The sequence below is a fragment of the Sphingomonas segetis genome (assembly GCF_009720245.1).
Taxonomy (GTDB): Bacteria; Pseudomonadota; Alphaproteobacteria; order Sphingomonadales; family Sphingomonadaceae; genus Sphingomicrobium; species Sphingomicrobium segetis.
In genome coordinates, this window is sequence record NZ_WJSQ01000015.1 from 1 (window position 1) to 16,780 (window position 16,780).

Below are 16,780 nucleotides of genomic sequence, written 5' to 3' on the forward strand. Positions count from 1 at the left end.
GCCTCGTAGAAGCGCCGCTCGTCGCTCATTCGGCGGCGGCGGCGGCGGGTTCGGGCTCGCGATAGGTCAGGACCGGCTTCCTCGCCGCGAGCGTCTCGTCGAGCCGGCGCCGCGGCGCGTAAACCGGCGCCGCCTTCAGACTTTGGTCACCGGCTTTCGCACGCTCGGCGATCGACCTGACCGCCGCGATGAACTCATCGAGGCTCGCCTTCGACTCGGTCTCGGTCGGCTCAACCAGCATCGCGCCATGAACCACCAGCGGGAAATACATGGTCATCGGATGGAAGCCCTCATCGATCAGGGCTTTGGCGAGGTCGAGCGTGTTGATTTCGTGGGCGAAGCCTTTGTCGGAGAAGATGGCCTCGTGCATGCAGGGCCCGCTGCCGGCGAAGGGAGCATCGAGCACTTCCTCGAGACTCCTCAGCAGATAATTGGCGTTGAGCACCGCATCCTCGGCGACTTGCTTGAGACCGTCGGACCCGTGGCTGAGGATATAGGCGAGTGCCCGCGTGAACATCCCCATTTGGCCGTGGAAGGCGACCATCCGCCCAAACGCCTTGGGGTGCTCTTCGCCCGCATTCTCCTCTTCGATGAGCCTGTAGCTGCCGTCAAGATATTTTGCGGCAAAGGGCAGCGGCCCGTGAGGCGCGAGCGCTCGCGACAGCACGACCGGACCGGAGCCCGGCCCGCCACCGCCGTGCGGCGTCGAGAATGTCTTGTGAAGGTTGATATGCATCGCGTCGATGCCGAGGTCCCCCGGGCGGACCTTTCCAACGATCGCGTTGAAATTGGCGCCGTCGCAATAGACGAAGGCGCCCGCCGCATGGACCGCGTCGCTGATCGCCTTCATGTCGGGCTCGAAGAGGCCGCAGGTGTTGGGATTGGTGATCATCACCGCCGCGACGTCCGGGCCCAGTCGCGCCGTCAGCGCTACGAGATCGACGCGTCCGGCGGCATTCGCGGGGATGTTCTCGACGCGATAGCCGGCGAAGGCAGCCGTGGCCGGGTTCGTGCCATGTGCGCTCTCCGGGACAAGCACGACCTCGCGCTTGTCTCCGCGCGCCTCGAGCGCGGCGCGGATGCACAGCAGCCCGCAAAGCTCGCCGTGCGCTCCGGCTTTGGGGCTCATCGCGACCCCGTACATGCCGGTGAGGTCGAGCAGCCATAAGGCGAGTTCGTTGATGACCTGCAGCGCACCCTGGACCGTCTCCTGCGGCTGGAGCGGGTGGACGTCGGCAAAGCCGGGCAGCCGCGCGACCTTCTCGTTCAAGCGAGGGTTGTGCTTCATCGTGCAAGATCCAAGCGGGAACAGGCCGAGGTCGATCGCGTAATTCTGCCGCGACAGGCGCGTGTAGTGGCGCACGGTCTCGGGCTCGGACAGGCCGGGAAGGCCGATCTCGCGGTTGCGCTCCAGACCGCCGAGGCGTGTCGGGAGTTGCGGAGCCTCGGCGAAGTCGACGCCCGTCTCTTCCGTGCTCCCGATCTCGAAGATAAGCGGCTCCTCGAGCATCAGCGCGCGGTTGCCGGTGACGGTGTGCGTCTCGCCCTGCTCGTTCGCGGGCGCCGACGGGCGCCAGCCGGAAGGATTGACAGTCATTGGACGACCTCCTTCAGCGCGGCTTCGAAGGCGTCGATGTCCTCGTCCGTGGCGGTTTCGGTGACCGCGACGACCAGCCCGTTCTGAAGCGCCTCCACACCCGGATAAAGCCGGCCGAGCGAGACTCCTCCGAGAACGCCGCGCTCCACCAGCGCATGCACTGCCGGCCGCGCCTCGACCGGAAGCTTCAGCGTGAATTCGTTGAAGAAGCTGTCGTTGACCAGCTCCACGCCCGGGATCGCCGCGAGCCTGTCGGCGGCCTCGCACGCGCGAGCGTGGTTGAGAGACGCGAGCTGCCGCAGGCCCTTCTCGCCCAGCAGCGTCAGGTGGACGGTGAAGGCCAGGGCGCAGAGAACCGAGCTCGTGCAGATGTTCGACGTCGCCTTCTCGCGGCGGATATGCTGCTCGCGCGTCGACAAGGTCAGGACGAAGCCGCGATTTCCCTCGACGTCGGCCGTCTCGCCGGCGAGCCTCCCGGGCATCTGCCGGACGTGCTTCTCGCGGCAGGCGAACAGCCCGACATAGGGCCCGCCGAACTGCAGCCCGACGCCAATGCTTTGCCCCTCGCCGACCACGATGTCCGCGCCCATCTCCCCGGGCGATGCGATCAGGCCGAGCGCCACCGGCTCGGTCACAACCGCGATCAGCAGCGCGCCGGCGGCGTGCGCGGCCTCGGCAATCGGCGCAAGGTCCGTGATCCGGCCAAGGATGTCGGGATATTGGACCACCACAGCACTGGTCTCGCTGTCGATTTTCGCGATCAGCTGCTCCGCATCGGTCGTCGCCGTCAGCGTCGGCTGCGAGGTCTCGAGCTCGTCGTGCGTGAACTGGGCCATCGACGTGGCGACACTGACATAATGCGGGTGCACCCCTGACGAGATGAGCGTCTTCTCCCGGCGCGTGATCCGCTGCGCCATCTCGATCGCTTCCCACATCGCGGTCGAACCGTCGTACATCGAGGCGTTCGCGACTTCGCAGCCCAACAGGCGCGCGACCTGCGTCTGGAACTCGAACATCATCTGCAGCGTGCCCTGTGCAATCTCCGGCTGGTAGGGCGTGTAGCTGGTCAGGAACTCGCCGCGCTGGATGATGTGGTCGACGCTCGCGGGGATATGGTGCCGGTAAGCGCCGCAGCCGAGGAAGAAGGGCACGTCGCCGGCGACCATGTTCTTGCGTGAGAGCGCAGTCATGTGCCGCTCGACAGCCATTTCGGAGGCGTGCATCGGCAGGCCGTCGATCGGGCCTTTCAGCCGCGCCTCCGCCGGCACGTCGCGGAAAAGCTCGTCGACCGAGCCTGCGCCGATGACCCGCAGCATCTCGCTGCGATCGACGTCGGAGAGAGGAAGGTATCGCATCTATGGATTCTCGAATGGTGGAGGCTCGGGTCGGACGACCCCTCGCAGCGTGACGATGGTGAGGACCGGCGCGCGATCGAGGCAGACCTCGACCATGCATTGTGTGCTGAAGCGGGCGTCGAACTCGATATAGGTCGGGAGTAGCGGCGCTAGGATCGCATCGAACTTCGCGTCGCTGGCGATGAAGAGACTCTGGCCACGGCCATCCGCCGTCGAGGTCGGCTTCTCATCGATGGTGCAATCCATGCCCCGGCATTTGTTCACGTAGCCGTGCAGTCGGACAACTCGGCCGTCGAACTTCGTCGGATTGGCGCGGATCGCCGCGATGGTCGTCTCTACCGGCGGCGGATCGGCCGGCAGCGGCGCGATTTGCGCGAGAAGGAGCAGCGCGGCGATCATGCAGGCTTCCGCATGATGAAGCGAAGCCGGACGTAATCGGCGACGTTGGAGCCGACACGGTCGGCGACGGCGGTGGCGATCTCGGCGCGGTCCGCCTGCGGCACTCCGGCCCGGTCCAGCCAACCCCGGCGGAACGTCGTGACCCACTCGGCGACGCCATGCTCGATCGGCGTCGGCCGCTCGATCAGCCGCACATCGATTTCACCAAATCCCGCGCTCTCGTACACCGCAGCGAACTGTTCGGGCGACGCATACCAGTTGCTCGCCTCTGTGGGCGGGACATAACCGCGTATGACCAGCTCCTCGTCGAGTGCCTCGCGCAGCTTCCTAAGGTTGCCCTCTCCGCCCATCTCGCCGGCGAAGCGGCAGCCAGGCTTAAGTGCCCGGAAGATCGCACGCGCAGCCTGCTCCCTTTCCAGCACCCAGTGCAGCGCCGCGTTGGAGAAAGCGGCGTCGAACTCCGCGAAGAACTGCATGTCCTCGGCCGCGAGCAATAACGCGTCGACTCCGCTCGCGCGCGCCGCGGCGATCATCTCCGGCGAATTGTCGATGCCCAGCACCGTAGCCCCACGCTCGGCGATCTTCCGGGTCAGAGCTCCTTCACCGCAGCCCACGTCCAGGATCCGCTCGCCGGGCTTGGGATCGAGCAGGTCGAGCGCCGCCCCGCCGAGCTCTGCGACGAACGCCCCGACCCGCGCATAATCGGCAGCGTCCCACTTGCTCGTCGAGGCGGCGGCCTGGCTCAAAGGGTCTTCACCCAGTCGCGGTAGGCGGACTCGTCCATCAGCCCGTCGAGCTCGGAAGGATTCTCCAGCTTGAGCTTGAAGAACCAGCCCTCGCCTTCCGGATCGCTGTTCACGATCGCCGGATCGTCCGCGACCTTGCTGTTGCCTTCGATCACTTCGCCAGTGATCGGCGCGTAGACGTCGGAGGCGGCCTTCACCGATTCGACGACTGCGGCTTCCTCTCCCTTGCTCAGCCGCTTGCCGGTTTCCGGCACCTCCGCGAAGACGATGTCGCCGAGCTGCTCCTGCGCGTGGTCGGTGATTCCGACTGTCGCAGTGTCGCCCTCGACCCGGATCCACTCGTGCTCCTTGGTGAAATAGACGCTCATGCGGAAGCTCCCTTGCGGTGATAGCGGTGCGGGACAAATGGCATCGGGGCAACGCGGACATCGAACAATTTGCTGCGCTGCTCGAGCTTGAGGGCAGTGCCGGCCCCGGACAGCGCCGTCGCGACATAGCCCATGGCGATGGGACGCTGCAGCGACGGCGAGAAGCCGCCGCTGGTGATCCTGCCAACCTCATTCCCTTCGCCGTCGAGCACGAGCGCGCCCTCGCGTACCGGTTGGCGGCCATCCACCTCGAAGCCGACGCGCTTCTCGATGGGGCCATTCTCGAGCTCGGCGAGAATGCGCAATGCGCCGGCGAAGCCGCCGTCCGCGCGGCGGCGCTTGTTGATTGCGAAGTTGAGGCCGGCCATCACCGGCGTCGTGCGGCGGTCGAGGTCGTGCCCGTAGAGCGGCAGGCCGGCTTCCAGGCGGAGCGAATCGCGCGCGCCGAGGCCGATCGGCTTCACCAGATCGTGTGCGGCAAGCGCGTCGGCGAGATCGGCGGCAGCAGCCGCGGGCACCGAAATTTCGAACCCGTCTTCGCCGGTATAGCCGGAGCGGCTGATCCACAACTTGCCGCCGCGCCAGTCGAACGGGCCTGCCTGCATGAAGCCGAGATCGCTTGCTCCCGGGACAATCGTCTCCAGCACCTCGGCGGCGCGGGGCCCCTGAAGCGCGAGCAGCGCCTGCTCCTTCATATGGTCGACGACCACTTCGCCGGGGAGCCGCCGTTCCATTTCGACGATGTCGCCGTGCTTGGTCGCGCCGTTGACCACAATGTAGAAATCGTCGCCCCGGCGGGTGGCCATCAGGTCGTCGATGATCCCGCCGTCTTCATCGAGGAGAAGCGAATATTTCGGCTTCATGTCGGGCGCTGCCTGGAAGTCGGCCGGCATCAGCTTCTCGAGGGCAACGTCGACTCCGCGTCCGTGCACCAGCAGCTGGCCCATGTGGCTGACGTCGAACAGCCCCGCATTTTCGCGCGTCCACAAATGCTCGGCGATGATGCCCTCATACTGGACCGGCATCTCGTAGCCCGCAAACGGGACCATGCGGGCGCCGCGGGCGCGATACCACGAATCGAGCGGAAGGGTTCCGAGCGGTTGCGGCTCGGCGCCCTCGCCGCCCGCCGGATCGCCGCTGTAGGGCGTACCGCGAGCCTGCGTCTCGTCGGTCGGGCCGTTGTGGACTTCCCTGCTCATTCGATGCGCTCCGGCAAAGGGCCGCGACTGCCGGCATGCCTCGCGGCTTTCCGGCTGCCGCCCCCGTCTGTCCCTAGCGCCTGAGAGCTTTGCCCCTCCTTCGCCTCGCGGCTTCGGAGGGCCTTCCCCTTCGGCGGCCCTGCACAGCCTCGCGGCGCAGGGCACTTTCCAGACTGTCAGGCGCGCGCGGTCCCTGGTGCCTGAGAGATTCCGGGGGCGGTTGCTCCTTCGGCGCCCGCCATTGCGCAAGGCAAGGACGGAACTCTCCCGTGCGGCCATCCCGACGACCTTGCGGTGCGCCGGCGACGGCGCGTGCCTTGGCCGCGCACGTTGCCCAAGTCAACGCGTTAGCGCGTCACGTTGTATTTGATCTGGTCCTGCGTCAGCTCGAACCCGACGAGATGCTCAAACGTGGCGTTGGCGACCGCCTTCGCGACCGCCGGGTCGGACATCGGATCCACCGCCGCCTCGGCCTCGCCAGCCTTGCGCGGGCGGGTAAGGATCTGGCGGACGTTCGCGGGCAGGGTCGCCGCGGCACGGTTGACGCGAACGCTCGCCTGCACCCGCGCCCAGGCGTGAACGTCGCCCGGTGCGAAATTGAGGACGGCCTGACCGACCTGCTTGGCCGCGATTTCCGTGCCGCCGCGAAGGGCGACGTCGAAATAGGGCAGCACGACCTGCCGTGCAGGCCCGGGAGCGCGCCGCAACCCGACGACCGTGAAGGTGACGGTCGAAACGACATCTGCGCCGCCATCCTGGCATGTCGCGCGCACGTCGGTGATCGCCGCAGTCACGTCGATGGCGGTAGAGTCAGTGCTGCCCGGCGGGTTGAACAGAGTGATGTCGCCGGTGCCGGCGGGCACGCCCGCGATCGGGCAGGCACTGCGCACCGCATAGACGCCGCCACCGTTCTCGGCAGTGATGTCGCCGGCATGCCGGCAGGCGCTGAGAAGGACGACGGCAGCAAGTGCGGCGAGGCGAAGCTTCACTAGGGATGAATCCTTACGACGGCGAAATCGAGTGAGCGGGCTCTATGACAAGGGCCTTCTATGGCTGCAAGCGAAGCCTTATGTGCCTGTCCGAATGCTGAACCGTGCGCCCCTTCGAGTCCTCATCGCTGCCCCGCGCGGCTTTTGCGCGGGCGTCGACCGCGCGATCCAGATCGTCGAGCTCGCGCTCGAGCGGTTCGGCGCACCAGTCTATGTCCGGCACGAAATCGTGCACAACCGCTTCGTCGTCGAGCGGCTCCGCGATCTCGGCGCGGTGTTCGTCGACGAGCTCGACGAAGTGCCCGACGACCGCCCGGTGGTCTTTTCCGCTCACGGCGTTCCCAAGTCGGTGCCCGCCGCGGCCCAGAGCCGCGCACTGACGTACGTCGACGCAACCTGCCCGCTGGTGTCAAAGGTCCATCGGCAGGCTCAGCGGCTGATTGAGGAAGGCCGCCACATCCTGTTCATCGGCCACGCCGGGCATCCGGAGGTGATTGGCACCTTCGGTCAGGTGCCGCACGGCGCGATGACTCTCATCGAAACCATCGACCATGTGGCGGACTTGAGCGTGCCGGACGAGGCCAACCTGGCTTTTCTCACCCAGACGACGCTCTCCGTCGACGACACGGCCGCCATCGTGGACGCGCTCAAGGCGCGTTTCCCGTCAATCCGGGCGCCGCGCAGCGAGGATATTTGCTACGCCACCTCGAACCGCCAGGCCGCGGTCAAGGCGATCGCACCGGAATGCGACCGGATGCTGGTGATCGGCGCACCCAACAGCAGCAATTCCCTGCGACTCGCCGAGGTCGCCGAACGGATCGGTGTCCCGGCGCGCCTCATCGAGCGCGCTTCGGACATCGACTGGGACTGGCTGGGCGAGCCTCGAACAATCGGCCTGACCGCCGGCGCCTCTGCGCCCGAGGTGCTGGTGCGCGAAGTGCTGGACGCGCTGTCGGAGCGATTCGACGTCACGGAGGAGATCGCTGACCACACGCCGGAGCGCATGACGTTCAAGCTTCCGCGCGAGCTCGTCGCCTGAAGTGATGGATCTTCAGCACGTCGAGATCTTCACCGACGGCGCGTGCCGCGGCAATCCAGGCCCTGGCGGCTGGGGCGTGCTGATTCGCGCGGGCGCGCGCGAAAAGGAATTGTCGGGCGGCGAACCGCTGACCACCAACAATCGCATGGAACTGATGGCCGCGATCAAGGGGCTCGAAGCGCTCAAGCGCCCGTGCCGGGTCGAGCTCCACACCGACAGCAGATATGTCCGTGACGGCATCATGCGCTGGATTCACAAATGGCGGCAGAACGGCTGGCGCACGTCGGACAGAAAGCCGGTCAAGAATGCGGAGCTGTGGCAGGCGCTCATTGACGCCGCCGCACCGCACCGGGTCGAGTGGCGATGGGTGAAAGGCCACAGCGGCCATCCCGAGAATGACCGCGTCGACGCGCTCGCCTGCGCCGAAGCCGACGACCAGCGCCGCCATCACCGCCTCTAATCAGCTGCGGAAGCGCATCGGGGAAAAGACTGCCGGGTCGATGTGCGCAATTGACTCCGGCAGGGGCTCTCCGACCAACAACGCCGCGGCCATCTTCGCCGCGGCCGGCGAGGTCTGGATTCCGAACCCGCCCTGCCCCGCGCACCAGAAAAGGTCCGGCACCTCGGCGTCGAACCCATAAACCGGCAGCCGGTCCGGCGCGAAGCTCCTGAGCCCCGCCCAGCTACGCTCGACACGCTCGACCGGCCAGTCGACGGCCTGCTCGAACCGGTCGATTGCCACGGCGACGTCGATCTCCTCCGGTGCCGCGTCGCACGGATCGGTTGGAATTTCGTCGTGGGGGCTGAGCCACACCGAACTGTCGGCCTCGCCTTTGAAATAGAAGCTTCCGTCAGCAGCATCGACCAGCGGCAGCTTGCGGAGCCCGGTTCGGCCGACCCGCAGCTGGACCATTGTCCTGCGTTTGGGCGCGATGCCGAGCGGAGCGGCTCCTGCAGCCCGCGCGACGGCGTCGGCCCAGGCTCCGGCGGCGTTCACCAAAATCGAGGCGCTCCGCGCCCCTTCGTCTTCGAACATGACCGACCAGCGATCACCTTTGCGCTCGGACCGAATCACCCTGGCACCCGTCTCCACGATTCCACCGCAGCACCGGAATTGCCGCAGGAAAGCAGCGTGGAGCGCCGCGACGTCGATGTCGGCGCATCCGGGCTCGAACAATGCACGGCGCCACTGCGGCCTGATGCCCGGGATCAGCCGTTCCAGCTCCGGACGTTCGACGACCCGCGTTTCGACCGCGGCCGGGAGCTCGGGCAGCGCGTCGAGAGTGATGTGGACGTCCCCGCGCACCCGAAGGAACCCGCGCTGCGAGAATTCCGCGGGTGGATCGGCGAGAAAAGCACGCGAGGCCAGGGTCAGCTTCGCAACCTCCGGACCGCCATAGCTTTCCAGGTAGAAGGCCGCCGATCGGCCGGTGGCATGATAGCCGCACTCGTCCTCGGCCTCGACGATCAGCGTGCGCCGCTTCGCCGCGATCTCCGCCCCAAGGCTCGCTCCGGCGATGCCGCCGCCGACGATGATGACGTCGAATTCATTCATTTCATTCGGCCGGTTACGAATTGGAAAGCGGCGCCGTCTAGTGGTGGCGTCATGTTCAACGGGGCATTTACCCAGCTATTGCTCGTCATGCTCGCCGCAATCCTGGTGGTCGCTGCAGTCATCGACGTGCGCACGTTCACGATTTCGAATCGCCTCAATCTGACGGTGGCGCTGCTCGCGCCCGTCTATTGGGCATCGGTCGCGCTGTCGCCGTGGCCCGGAGTCGCGGTGCAGCTTGCCACCGGAGGAGCCGTGTTCCTCGTGCTGGCGGGCGCCTTTTACGCGGGGATGATGGGCGGGGGCGACGTCAAGCTCGCCGCGGCGCTTTCGCTGTGGTTCTCGCCGGCCTCGACCGTGAAGTTCCTCGTGCTGATGTCGATTGCCGGGGGCGTGCTGACGCTCGTCGTCCTCGCCTGGCACCGGTCGCGCGGTCGCGAGGGAAGGCCCGAAATTCCGTATGGAGTCGCGATCGCATTCGGCGGTCTCGCGATTCTCACCCAACGCTTTCTTAACCAATTTGCCTGATGTGTGAGGCTGTTTTGAAGACCCGTCTGGGGGAGGCGACTGCGCCATGGATGTGAAGAAGCTCGCTCTGCTCGTGGGAGCGCTGGTCATTGCGGTGGTCACCGCTGTCATGGCCAAGAACATGTTCGCCGGCGCCGGCGCACAACAGGCCGCCGCGGCGCCTGCGGTGCCGCTAGGGCCCAAGGTGCTCGTCGCCAAAAAGGCGCTTCCGGTCGGCACGATCATCGATCCCGACAGCTTCGCCTTCCAGCCCTGGCCCAAGGAGCTGATGCAGGGTGCCTATTATGTCGACGGCCAGCCGGACGCGAAGAACCTCGCGGGCACTGTCGTTCGCTATGCGATTGCGGCGGGCCAGCCGATCACTCGCGGCTCGCTCGTCGGCCCGCAGGATCGCGGCTTCCTCGCCGCGGCGCTCGGGCCGGGCATGCGCGCGGTCACGGTGATGGTGAACACCACCACCGGCGTCGCCGGCTTCGTGTTCCCGGGCGACCATGTCGACCTGGTGCTCACGCAGCAGGTCCAGGGTGGCGGCGAGGGGCCGGCGCTCAAGGTTTCCGAGACCATTGTGCGCAATGTTCGCGTTCTGGCGACCGACCAGCGCATCACCGACAAGGACGAAGAGGGCAAGACTGCGGTCCGGACCTTCTCCAACGTGACCTTCGAGGTCACGCCGAAGATCGCTGAGAAGATCGCGGTTGCCCAAAGCCTCGGCCAGCTGTCGCTGTCGCTGCGCTCGATCGCGGACAACAGCGCCGAGCTCGAGCGGGCGGTTGCGGCCGGGGACGTCAAGATCCCGGGGAATGTCAGCCCCGCGCAGGAGCGGCAGATGCTGCTCGCTTATTCGAACCGGCCTGCCGACAGCAACACCACCTTCACGACCGGCGGCGACGTGTCGCGCTTCCAGCGCCGCACTGTCCCCGGCAAGACATCGGGTGGCGGCGACCAGGCGGCCAGCGCCGTCGCTGCGGCCGGAAAAGGAATCAGCAATGCTGTCGCCGTCCCCGCAGGCCCCGTGGTCCGTGTCGCGCGCGGCAATGAAGTCACCGTCGTTCCGGTGGGAGCTCGCTAAAATGAACATCCAAGCAATCAGCCGCCGGGCTCGCCTCGGCACCGCCCTTGCGGCACTGGCCGTCGGCATCGCCACGGTCGCCGCCCCGGCGCCTGCCCTGGCCCAGCCGAAGGCGTACGCATCGGGCTCCTATCGCCCGACCACTCAGGTCCTCCTGTCGGTCGGCGAAGGGCAGATGCTCAACCTGCCGCGCAGCGTCGCCAGCGTGTGGACGTCGAACCCCGATGTCGCCGACGTCTATGTCAACGGCCCGCGCCAGATGAATCTCTTCGGCAAGAAGGCCGGGGAGGCGACGGTCATCGCGACCGCCGCGGACGGTTCGGTGGTTTACGGGGCGAACGTCCGAGTCAACCAGAACATCAGCTCGATCAACGAGATCCTGCACCAGGCGATGCCGGAATCGAACATCAGCGTCACCACGATCGGGCAGGTTGCCGTGCTCAACGGCGTCGTCTCCTCGCCCGAAGATGCCGCGCAGGCGGAACTGCTGGTTCGGGCCGCGCTCAATCCGGGCATCGACATCAACAATGCGAATGCGCCGCTCAACATCGTGCCGGTGAACCGCCTCAAGGTGGCGACCCCGCTCCAGGTGATGCTGAAGGTCCGCGTCGCGGAGATGAATCGCTCGCTGGTCAAGCAGTTCGGCGTCAACCTGCTGGGCCGCGATTCGTCCGGCGGAACCTTGTTCGGCATCGGCCGCGGCCAGCCCGGCACAATCGACAGAGTGCCGGGCGCTCCGGGAACCATTGACCCGGAGACGGGCCTCCTCTCGGGCAGCAAAAGTGTCACCTTCAACAACCTCGTTGGGGGAACCACACTCGGCATCTTCGGCAAGATTCTCGGCCTGGACATGCTCGGCACGCTCGACCTGCTCGAGAATGACGGCGTCATCACGACGCTTGCCGAGCCGAACCTGACGGCGCTTTCGGGCGAAACAGCAAGCTTCCTGGCCGGCGGCGAGTTCCCGATCCCGGTCTCGCAATCGCTCGGGGCGGTGACGATCGAATACAAGCAGTACGGCGTCGGCCTGGCGTTCACGCCCGTCGTCCTCGCCGACGGCCACATCTCGATGCGCGTCCGCCCTGAGGTGAGCCAGCTCAGCGATGCGGGCTCGGTCAAGCTCAACGGCTTCACTGTCCCGGCGCTGACCACTCGGCGCGCGGAAACGACCGTCGAGCTCGGCTCGGGGCAGTCGTTCATGATCGCCGGGCTGCTTCAGAACAGCAACAGCAACAGCGTCGAGAAGGCGCCGTTCCTCGGCGACATTCCGGTGCTTGGGGCGCTGTTCCGTTCGACCAAGTACCAGCGCGATGAGACCGAGCTGGTCATCATCGTCACGCCGTACCTGGTGAAGCCGGTCTCCGGCCAGCTCGCCACCCCGGCGGACGGCTATCGGGCGCCGGACGACATCCAGCGCAATTTCCTCGGCCAGACCTTCACCGGCAAGAGCGGTTCGGTCCAGCCGACAGCGATCCAGGCGCCGGTCGCCGCACCCGTCACGGGCGCAGTGGCCGCTCCGGGGTTCAAGCTGTGAACCCCGGCCTGACAAGGAAGGATTGGACGATGCGTTCGAAAGTCATCCTCATTGCGCTCGCCTCGTCGCTGGCGGCCTGCAACACGCCGGACCTGGCGGACAAGGGCGTTGCCGCGGTCAACGTGCCGGTGGTCACCAGTGCCGACTATGTGTTCGACGCTGCCGCTCCCGACGGCGCGCTTGCGCCCGGTGAGGCGGACCGCCTGAACGGCTGGTTCCAGAGTCTCGGCATCGGTTACGGCGACGCGATCTACGTCGACGGCGGCTATGCCGACGCTGCTCGGGGCCAGGTCGCCGCGATCGCCGGCCAGTACGGCATGATGGTTTCGGCAGGAGCGCCGGTCACGATCGGTGTGGTACAGCCGGGAACCGTGCGGGTGGTGGTGAGCCGCCGCCGCGCGGAGGTCCCCCACTGCCCGAACTGGAGCCTTCCCGCGCAGCCCAATTACGACAACCGCAACATGTCGAACTACGGCTGCGGCGTGAACACGAACATCGCCGCCATGGTCGCCAACCCCGAGGACCTGATCCACGGGCGTGAAGGCGCCGGGACCGGCGACGTGAGGGCGGCGGCCAAAGCCGTCCAATTCTATCGTTCCCAGGCGCCGAGCGGCACCAAGGGGCTGTCGGACATCAGCACGAAGAAGGATAACTAGGATGAACGCCCCGTTCCAGGCCCGCGCCGGACTTCGCGATCCCTTCACCGCCTTCGTTTGCGACGACGCCACGGCAGACATGCTGCGGCCGGTCGCGGTCGAGCACGGCTGGTCTCCGGAAAAGGTCAACAAGGGAGGGCTGCGCAATGCCGTGCAGTCGCTGTCCGTGTCGGCCAGTCCGAACATCCTGTTCGTCGACCTCAGCGAGTCCGCCGACCCGCTGAACGACATCAACGCGCTCGCCGAGGTGTGCGAACCGGGGACGATCGTGATCGCCTCCGGCACCGTCAACGACGTGCGCCTCTACCGCGATCTCGTCGCCAGCGGCATCCACGATTATCTGCTGAAGCCGTTCACGGTCGATCAGCTGCGCGACACCTTCGCGCATGCTCAGATGATCCTGTCCGGTCCGCGCGGTGAAGCGCAGGCCGACAAGCCGCACGTGATGGCCGCGGTCATCGGCGTTCGCGGCGGCGTCGGTGCTTCGACGCTCGCGACTTCGCTTGCCTGGCTGCTCGGCGAGAAGGCGCGGCGCACGACCGCCCTGCTCGACCTGGACGTGCATTTCGGAACCGGCGCCCTGGCGCTCGACCTCGAGCCCGGCCGCGGCTTGACCGACGCAATAGAAAACCCCAGCCGCATCGACGGCCTGTTCATCGAGCGGGCGATGGTCCGCGCCAACGAACGGCTTTCGGTGCTTTCGGCCGAAGCGCCGATCCACCAGCCGCTGGTGACCGACGGCAGCGCCTTCTTCGCGCTGCAGGAGGAAATGCGCAACGCGTTCGAATCGACCGTGTTGGACCTGCCGCGGCACATGCTGATCCAGCATCCGCACCTGGTTCACGATGCGCATGTCGCGGTGGTCGTCGCCGAGCTTACGCTCGCCGCGACCCGCGACACGATCCGGGTCCTCGCCTGGCTCAAGTCGAACGCCCCTCAGACGAAGGTCATCGTCGTTGCCAATGGTGTCCCCTCGGGCGGTGCGCTGGAGATCAGCCGCAAGGATTTCGAGCAGTCGATCGAACGGCCGGTGGACATCGTCTTCCCGGTCGACGGCAAGCTCGCGGCGCAGGCGGCGAAGCTCGGCAAGCCGATGGCGGAAGTCGCCGGCGGCAAGATGGCCGCGCCGTTCAACACGCTGTCGAACATGGTTCTCAGCCACGCGAGCGACGAGGGCGCTTCGGCGGACAAGGCGCCGGCCGTCGCTGCGAAGTCGCTGGTCGATAATTTGAAGTCGATGCTGTCGAAGCCCAAGGACAAGGCAGCAGCGTAATCTGCGCCCGCTGCGCTCCGGCGCGGCGGGCAACGAGTTGAGAGGCAGAGGCACGAATGCTCTTGTGGCTACTCATGATCGGCGTCGTCGGAGCTCTCGGGCTCGTCTTCATGGCGATGCGCGGGCCGTCGGCGAGCAAGGCCGTCAAGCGGCGCGTGGAGCTCATCAAGGAGCGCCACGGCGACGTGATCGCCGGCAACGCCCAGGCCCAAATCCGCAAGCTTTTCGCCGAACGCGCAACCAAGTTCGAAGGCTACGCCTCCACGCTCATCCCGAAGCCGGCGCTGCTGCGCAAGCGACTCGAGATGACGGGCAAGGACATCTCGCTCGGCAAATATGCCATCGTCTGCCTCGGCCTCGTCTCGTTCGTGACAACCGCCCTCGCCTTCCGCGGCGCACCGCTGATCCTGTCGCTCCTGCTCGGCATGTTCTTCGGCATCGGCGGGCCGCACTTCGTCATCGGGAAGATGATCAAGCGCCGCGTCGCCAAGTTCAACTCGAACTTCCCCGATGCGATCGAGCTGATGGTGCGCGGCCTGCGCTCGGGCCTTCCGATTACCGAAACGCTCGGGATCGTCGCGGGCGAAATCCCCGGGCCGGTCGGGATCGAGTTCCGCATGGTTGTCGACAAGATGAAGATCGGGCGCACGATGGAAGTCGCGCTCCAGGACACGGCCGATCGCCTCGGCACGCCCGAATTCCAGTTCTTTGTGATCACGCTCGCAATCCAGCGCGAAACCGGCGGCAATCTCGCCGAAACGCTGTCGAACCTCGCCGACGTGCTGCGCAAGCGTGCTCAGATGAAGCTGAAGATCCGCGCCATGAGCTCGGAATCGAAGGCTTCGGCCTATATCGTCGGCGCGCTGCCGTTCGTGGTCTTCACGCTCGTGTGGATGATCAACCCCGGGTACATGGGCGGGTTCTTCACCGACCAGCGCCTGATGGTCGCCGGAATGGGCGGAATGGTGTGGATGGGCATCGGCGCGGCGATCATGGCCAAGATGGTCAACTTCGAGATCTAACGGGGGACTGACGAACATGCAGCAGGTTCCCACCGGCGGACCGCACATCCTCGGCTTCGACGTGATCTGGATCGCAACGGTGCTCAGCGCCGTCGCGACCTTCGCCGTGCTCCTCGCGATTTACGCGGCGACGACTGCAAAGGATCCGATGGTGCGCCGCGTCAAGGCGCTCAACGAGCGCCGAGAGCAGCTCAAGGCGGGCATCGTCGCCTCGACCAACAAGCGCAAGAAACTGACCAACCGCAACCAGGCGGCGGACCGAGTCCGCTCGATCCTGACGCAGTTCAAGATGGTCCAGGACGACCAGCTCAAGAAGACCCAGCAGAAGCTGATGCAGGCCGGCATTCGGACCAAGGATCTCGCCTTCTTCATCATCTTCGCGCGCTTCGTCCTGCCGGTGATCCTCGGCATCGGCGCGGTGCTGCTGCTCTACGTTTTCGGGTTCGAGCCGCAATGGTCGCCGCTGCGCCGCTACATCACAGTCGCCGGTGTCCTCGTCGGCAGCTACAAGGCGCCCGACATCTGGCTCAAGAACCGGGTCAACAAGCGCAGCCACGCAGTCCGCAAGGGCTTGCCCGACGCGCTCGACCTGCTGGTGATCTGCGCCGAGGCCGGCCTTACCGTCGACGCCGCGTTCGGGCGCGTCGCAAAGGAGCTCGGCAAGGCCTATCCGGAGCTCGGCGACGAGTTCGGCCTGACCGCGATCGAGCTCGGTTTTTTGAACGAGCGCCGCCAGGCATTCGAGAACCTCGCCCAGCGCGTCGATCTCGAGGCGGTGCGCGGCGTAGTCACGACCATGATCCAGACAGAGAAATACGGCACCCCGCTAGCCTCCGCGCTGCGCGTGCTCTCGGCCGAGTTCCGCCACCAGCGCATGATGCGCGCCGAGGAAAAGGCAGCGCGGCTCCCGGCGATTATGACCGTGCCGCTGATCCTGTTCATCCTTCCGACCCTGTTCGTGGTCATCCTCGGCCCGGCCAGCTGCTCGATCAACGACAGCTTCCTCCACGGCTGACGGGCTTTAGGGGGCGGTCCCTCGAATTAGGGACCGTCCCTGCCGGCAACGGAACGCGGCAAGCCGCCAAGCGTAATCCCCGCGGAACCTTCGACGTTGGGGAAGCGCAATGAACATCACTTCCGACCCGAACCTGTGGGCGATCTGTATCCTCGTCTTCGTGCTTGGGCTGCTGATCGGCGTCTTCCTGACCGCCGGCGGTCGCCGCAAGTGGAAGGCGCGCTACAAGAGCGAGGTCGACCGCCGCGAGGCGATCGAGCACGAGCACGAGAAGCGCGTGAAGGACTGGGACGAGCGCGAGAAGGAATGGCGCGAGCGCGACAGCCTGCGCGGCGCCGCCATCAAGAGCGGCCGCGACCCCGACGACGATCGGCCACTATAACCGTCATTGCGACGAACTTTAGCGACGCGGCAATCCAGACGCCGCTGGATTGCTTCG

Annotated in this window: 18 protein-coding genes and 2 riboswitches; of the genes, 10 read left to right on the top strand and 8 right to left on the bottom strand. The window is 66.4% G+C overall.

The annotated features are described in order from the left end of the window. Positions 1-25: 25 nt before the first annotated feature. From gcvPB to GH737_RS02775, 7 genes are all read right to left on the bottom strand, one after another. Positions 26-1,597 (bottom strand): aminomethyl-transferring glycine dehydrogenase subunit GcvPB, encoded by a 1,572-nt coding sequence (gene gcvPB / locus GH737_RS02745; protein WP_155263330.1) that lies wholly within the window; start codon positions 1,595-1,597, stop codon positions 26-28. Continuing rightward, complete coding sequence (gene gcvPA, locus GH737_RS02750; RefSeq protein WP_155263331.1) at positions 1,594-2,952, bottom strand: aminomethyl-transferring glycine dehydrogenase subunit GcvPA; 1,359 nt, start codon at positions 2,950-2,952, stop codon at positions 1,594-1,596. The genes gcvPB and gcvPA overlap by 4 nt, the downstream gene beginning before the upstream one ends. After that, positions 2,953-3,351 (bottom strand): hypothetical protein, encoded by a 399-nt coding sequence (locus GH737_RS02755; RefSeq protein ID WP_155263332.1) that lies wholly within the window; start codon positions 3,349-3,351, stop codon positions 2,953-2,955. It lies immediately after the preceding gene. Then, positions 3,348-4,097, bottom strand: a complete 750-nt coding sequence (locus tag GH737_RS02760) for a class I SAM-dependent methyltransferase (RefSeq protein ID WP_155263333.1) — start codon at positions 4,095-4,097, stop codon at positions 3,348-3,350. Before GH737_RS02760 ends, GH737_RS02755 begins: the two co-directional genes overlap by 4 nt. Beyond that, positions 4,094-4,465 carry a glycine cleavage system protein GcvH gene (gcvH, locus tag GH737_RS02765; protein WP_155263334.1) on the bottom strand — a complete coding sequence of 124 codons (372 nt, stop codon included), beginning with the start codon at positions 4,463-4,465 and terminating at the stop codon, positions 4,094-4,096. The genes GH737_RS02760 and gcvH overlap by 4 nt, the downstream gene beginning before the upstream one ends. Beyond that, positions 4,462-5,664 carry a glycine cleavage system aminomethyltransferase GcvT gene (gene gcvT / locus GH737_RS02770; RefSeq protein WP_155263335.1) on the bottom strand — a complete coding sequence of 401 codons (1,203 nt, stop codon included), beginning with the start codon at positions 5,662-5,664 and terminating at the stop codon, positions 4,462-4,464. The genes gcvH and gcvT overlap by 4 nt, the downstream gene beginning before the upstream one ends. 65 nt (positions 5,665-5,729) lie before the next feature. Next, positions 5,730-5,838, bottom strand: a riboswitch (glycine riboswitch). Positions 5,839-5,841: 3 nt separating this feature from the next. Continuing rightward, positions 5,842-5,944: riboswitch (glycine riboswitch) on the bottom strand. A 67-nt stretch (positions 5,945-6,011) separates the two neighbouring features. Continuing rightward, entirely contained in the window at positions 6,012-6,653 is a 642-nt protein-coding gene (locus tag GH737_RS02775; protein ID WP_155263336.1) for a hypothetical protein, read from the bottom strand. A gap of 94 nt (positions 6,654-6,747) precedes the next feature. Here GH737_RS02775 and ispH point away from each other — a divergent pair, with 94 nt between their 5' ends. Then, a complete protein-coding gene (ispH, locus tag GH737_RS02780; RefSeq protein ID WP_155263355.1) occupies positions 6,748-7,692 on the top strand; it encodes a 4-hydroxy-3-methylbut-2-enyl diphosphate reductase in 945 nt (314 codons plus the stop codon). Positions 7,693-7,696: 4 nt separating this feature from the next. Further along, the gene (gene rnhA / locus GH737_RS02785) at positions 7,697-8,152 is read left to right on the top strand and encodes a ribonuclease HI (protein WP_155263337.1); all 456 of its coding nucleotides are present in this window, start codon (positions 7,697-7,699) and stop codon (positions 8,150-8,152) included. Here rnhA and GH737_RS02790 read toward each other — a convergent pair whose 3' ends face one another. Further along, positions 8,153-9,247 carry an NAD(P)/FAD-dependent oxidoreductase gene (locus GH737_RS02790; protein ID WP_155263338.1) on the bottom strand — a complete coding sequence of 365 codons (1,095 nt, stop codon included), beginning with the start codon at positions 9,245-9,247 and terminating at the stop codon, positions 8,153-8,155. A gap of 51 nt (positions 9,248-9,298) precedes the next feature. Here GH737_RS02790 and GH737_RS02795 point away from each other — a divergent pair, with 51 nt between their 5' ends. From GH737_RS02795 to GH737_RS02830, 8 genes are all read left to right on the top strand, one after another. Next, positions 9,299-9,772 carry an A24 family peptidase gene (locus GH737_RS02795; protein WP_155263339.1) on the top strand — a complete coding sequence of 158 codons (474 nt, stop codon included), beginning with the start codon at positions 9,299-9,301 and terminating at the stop codon, positions 9,770-9,772. Positions 9,773-9,818: 46 nt separating this feature from the next. Next, positions 9,819-10,841: a Flp pilus assembly protein CpaB gene (cpaB, locus tag GH737_RS02800; protein ID WP_155263340.1), complete on the top strand. Its 1,023-nt coding sequence runs from the start codon at positions 9,819-9,821 to the stop codon at positions 10,839-10,841. A gap of 1 nt (position 10,842) precedes the next feature. Further along, entirely contained in the window at positions 10,843-12,375 is a 1,533-nt protein-coding gene (locus GH737_RS02805) for a type II and III secretion system protein family protein (protein ID WP_196232946.1), read from the top strand. 29 nt (positions 12,376-12,404) lie between these two features. After that, positions 12,405-13,031, top strand: a complete 627-nt coding sequence (locus GH737_RS02810) for a CpaD family pilus assembly lipoprotein (RefSeq protein ID WP_155263342.1) — start codon at positions 12,405-12,407, stop codon at positions 13,029-13,031. A gap of 1 nt (position 13,032) precedes the next feature. Then, positions 13,033-14,304, top strand: a complete 1,272-nt coding sequence (locus GH737_RS02815; protein ID WP_155263343.1) for a pilus assembly protein CpaE — start codon at positions 13,033-13,035, stop codon at positions 14,302-14,304. 74 nt (positions 14,305-14,378) lie between these two features. Beyond that, positions 14,379-15,326: a type II secretion system F family protein gene (locus GH737_RS02820; protein WP_230558587.1), complete on the top strand. Its 948-nt coding sequence runs from the start codon at positions 14,379-14,381 to the stop codon at positions 15,324-15,326. A gap of 16 nt (positions 15,327-15,342) precedes the next feature. Further along, positions 15,343-16,341, top strand: a complete 999-nt coding sequence (locus GH737_RS02825; RefSeq protein ID WP_155263345.1) for a type II secretion system F family protein — start codon at positions 15,343-15,345, stop codon at positions 16,339-16,341. A 109-nt stretch (positions 16,342-16,450) separates the two neighbouring features. Further along, positions 16,451-16,723 carry a hypothetical protein gene (locus GH737_RS02830; protein WP_155263346.1) on the top strand — a complete coding sequence of 91 codons (273 nt, stop codon included), beginning with the start codon at positions 16,451-16,453 and terminating at the stop codon, positions 16,721-16,723. Positions 16,724-16,780: the final 57 nt, after the last annotated feature.